Here is a 3293-nt window from a genome sequence, read left to right on the forward strand (position 1 = left end):
GCTCGCGCAGCGCCGCCGCCTCGTGCTGGAGGCTGCCGGCGGTCTCGCGCAGGGTGGCGGCCTCCTGTTCCGCCAAGGCCAGGCGCCGGGACGCCTCGGCCTGCAGGAAGCGCGTCCGCACCGCCTCCCCCCGGGCCGCAAACAGCGCGTGCAGCGCCGCGGTGCGGCCCGGATCGGCGCCGGCGGCAAAGAGCGCGGCGATCGCCGGGGGGAAGTCCGTGCCCAGCCCCAGCACGCCCAGGCCATGGCCGTGGATGAATTCGAAATGCGGGTGCTGCGCCTTCAGCTCGTGCCAGAGCCGGTGGACGCCGAAGCCGCGCTCCAGCACGTTGGTGTCGTGGAACAGCACCACGCCCCGGTCGGACAGCGTCTCCCGCCAGGTGGCGAAGTCGCCGGCGACCGCCTCGTAGGTGTGGAAACCGTCGATGTGCAGCAGGTCCAGCTCGCCGGGGGAGAAGTAGCGGCGGGCCTCGTCGAAGCGGCTGCGCAGCAGGGTGGAGAAGCGGCGCCAGCGGGTCTCGTTCAGCCCGCTCACCGTGCCGAAGACGTCGCCGCCGTAGTCGCCGGCGTGCGCATCCCCCTCCCAGCTGTCCACCGCGAAGCAGCGGGCCTCCAGGCCGAGGCGTTCGACCGCCTGGCAGAAGGCGGCATAGGACACGCCCCAATGGGTGCCGAGCTCGACGAGGCTGCGCGGCCGGAGCGCCTTGATGAGCCAGAAGGCGAAGGGGACATGCTCGTGCCAGGCGCTCTCGGCCTGGTGCTCCGGCTGCCAGTCGATCTCCGCCCCGATGTCGAGTTCCGCCATCAGCACCGGCAGGCGGACGGGGCCGGCGGCCGGCTGGGGGAGGATGGTCGTATCCATGCTGCTTTCTCCGCCCGCCGCTGCGCCGGGTCCCGGTTGCGTCCTGGTCGTCGGGGTCATGCAGGGCAGGTTCCCGGGCGGATGGGCCTGGTCTGGGGGGCCTGGTTTCCAGGGAGCCGGCTCAACGCGGGGCTTCTGCACATAAGCGGGTTACGGGGCAATGCCTTCTGGTTGAAGTCCGGCCAGCTATGGCAAAGATGGGCCCATGCTGCACCGCACGATTCTGTGGCAACACCCCGCCGGGCCGGACGCCTGCCGGGACCCGCCGGGGCAGGGCCGGCCTATCGGGGGACCAGGAGGATGAGCGAGATGATCCAGGCGGCGATCCTGCGATCCGCGGCAGTGCTGGAGCGCATGGCGGCCGATGCGGTTGCCTGCGAGACGATCGGCGCCATCATCGAGACCTCGGTCGCGGCGCTGCAGGCCGGCGGCAAGCTACTGTTCTGCGGCAACGGCGGCAGCGCGGCGGATGCCCAGCACTGGGCCGGGGAGCTGGTGGCGCGCTTCATGTACGACCGGCCCGGGCTGGCGGCGATCGCCCTGACCACCGACAGCTCCATCCTCACCGCGGTCGGCAACGACTACGGCTACGACTACGGCTTCGCCCGGCAGGTCGAGGCGCTGGGCCGGCCGGGCGACGTGCTCTTCGCGCTGTCCACCTCCGGCCGCTCGGCCAATGTGCTGGCGGCGGTGCGGGCGGCGAAGCGGCTGGGGATGCGGGTCGCCGGCTTCACCGGCGAGGGCGGCGGCGAGATGCCGGCGCTCTGCGACCATTGCCTGCGGGTGCCGAGCGGCGTCACCCCGCAGGTCCAGGAGGCGCACGAGGTGGCGGGGCACATCATCTGCGCCGCGATCGAGCAGCGGATGTTCCCGCGGCCGGTCTGAGCATGCGGCCGGCGCTGTTCCTCGACCGGGACGGGGTGATCAACCTCGATCACGGTTACGTGTATCGGATCGACCAGGTCGAATTCCTCCCCGGCATCTTCGCGCTGGCCCGGGCGGCGGTGGCGCGGGGCATGGCGCTGGTGGTGGTCACCAACCAGTCCGGCATCGGCCGCGGGCTCTATACCGAGGCCGATTTCCACCGGCTGATGGGCTGGATGGGGCTGGAATTCGCCCGCCAGGGCGCGCCGCTGCTGGCGGTGGAGTTCTGCCCGGACCATCCCGAGCACGGCCGCGGCGCCTACCGCCGGGACAGCCCGCGGCGGAAGCCGGGGCCGGGGATGCTGCTGGACGCGGCGGCGGCGCATGGGCTGGACCTCGCCGCCTCGGTGCTGGTCGGCGACCGCGCCAGCGATGCCCTGGCCGGTGCCCGGGCCGGGGTCGGCACCCGGGTGCTGGTGACGACCGAGGCGGCGGAGGCGGCGCTGGCCCCGGCCGGGACCCTGGTACTGCCCAGCGTCCTGGCCGCGGCGGCCTGGCTGGAGGGCCGGCCTCTGCCCTAGCGGCCCCTGCCCTGGCGGCGGCGCCGTGCCGGCTGCAGGTAGGGCAGCCAGGGCGGCTCGCAGCGGGGCGTCTCGGCCAGCCGGTCGGCGGTGTCGTGCAGCTCGAGGTTGGGGTTGTAGAAGGGGTCGCGCATCAGCACCGGGCCCCAGCGCCGCCGCATGTAGGCCAGCTCGCGGGCGAAGCGCTCGGCCTTCTCGGCGCTGACATCCTGCCCGCGCGAGGCGGATTCCAGATGGTAGAGCTCGGCGAAGGGGGTGAAGAGGATGCGGTACCCCGCCGCCCGCAGGCGCAGGCAGAGGTCGACGTCGTTGAAGGCGACCGCGAGGTTGTCCGCATCCAGCCCGCCGACCGCCTCGAAGGCCTGCCGCGGCAGCGCCAGGCAGGCGCCGGTCGCGGCGGCGACCTCGCGCACCGTCGCCAGGCTGCCGAAGTAGCCGGTGTCCTCGCGCGGGACCCCCAGCCGGTAGTGGTCGGCGACGCCGCCGACGCCGGTGACCACGCCGCCGTGCTGCAGCGTGGCATCGGCATAAAGCAGCTTGGCCCCGACCGCGCCCACACCCGGCCGCAGGGCCTGGGAGACCAGCTCGCGCAGCCAGCCCGGCTCCATCACCTCGATGTCGTTGTTCAGCAGCAGCAGCACCTCGCCCCGCGCCGCCGCCGCCGCCTGGTTGTTCAGCGCCGCGTAGTTGAAGGGGCCGGGCGCCGGCAGGATGCGGACCCGCGGGTCGGTGCCGAGCCGGGCGAAGAGCTCGGCGGTCGCCGGCTCGGTGCTGCCGTTGTCGACCACGATGAACTCCACCGCCGGGTAGTCGGTCCGCGCCAGCACGCCCTCGGCGCAGGTGGCGACCAGCCGGGCGCGGTCGCGGGTCGGGACGACGACCGAGACCAGCGGCGGGCGGGCCGGCAGCGGCCAGACCACGCGGCGCCAGCCGGTGGCCGCGGGCGGCAGCGGCTCGACCGCGACCGCGGCGCCCTGCCCGGCCAG

4 protein-coding genes are annotated in these 3293 nt (G+C 74.0%); 2 read left to right on the forward strand and 2 right to left on the reverse strand.

Annotated elements, in window-relative coordinates; all coding sequences use genetic code 11:
* A partial coding sequence (locus QWZ14_RS03305) for a class I SAM-dependent methyltransferase (protein WP_290315142.1) occupies positions 1-862 on the reverse strand: 862 nt, incomplete at its 3' end.
* A gap of 300 nt (positions 863-1162) precedes the next feature.
* Between QWZ14_RS03305 and QWZ14_RS03310 the strand changes: the two genes are divergently transcribed.
* Entirely contained in the window at positions 1163-1747 is a 585-nt protein-coding gene (locus QWZ14_RS03310) for a D-sedoheptulose-7-phosphate isomerase (protein WP_377751674.1), read from the forward strand.
* 2 nt (positions 1748-1749) lie between these two features.
* Positions 1750-2307: a D-glycero-alpha-D-manno-heptose-1,7-bisphosphate 7-phosphatase gene (locus QWZ14_RS03315; protein WP_290315143.1), complete on the forward strand. Its 558-nt coding sequence runs from the start codon at positions 1750-1752 to the stop codon at positions 2305-2307.
* Here QWZ14_RS03315 and QWZ14_RS03320 read toward each other — a convergent pair.
* On the reverse strand, positions 2304-3293 hold a 990-nt coding region (locus QWZ14_RS03320), incomplete at its 5' end, for a glycosyltransferase family 2 protein (protein ID WP_290315144.1). The two genes, QWZ14_RS03315 and QWZ14_RS03320, sit on opposite strands and share 4 nt — an antisense overlap.

The sequence above is a fragment of the Paeniroseomonas aquatica genome (assembly GCF_030409335.1).
In the GTDB taxonomy this organism is placed as follows: domain Bacteria; phylum Pseudomonadota; class Alphaproteobacteria; order Acetobacterales; family Acetobacteraceae; genus Belnapia; species Belnapia aquatica.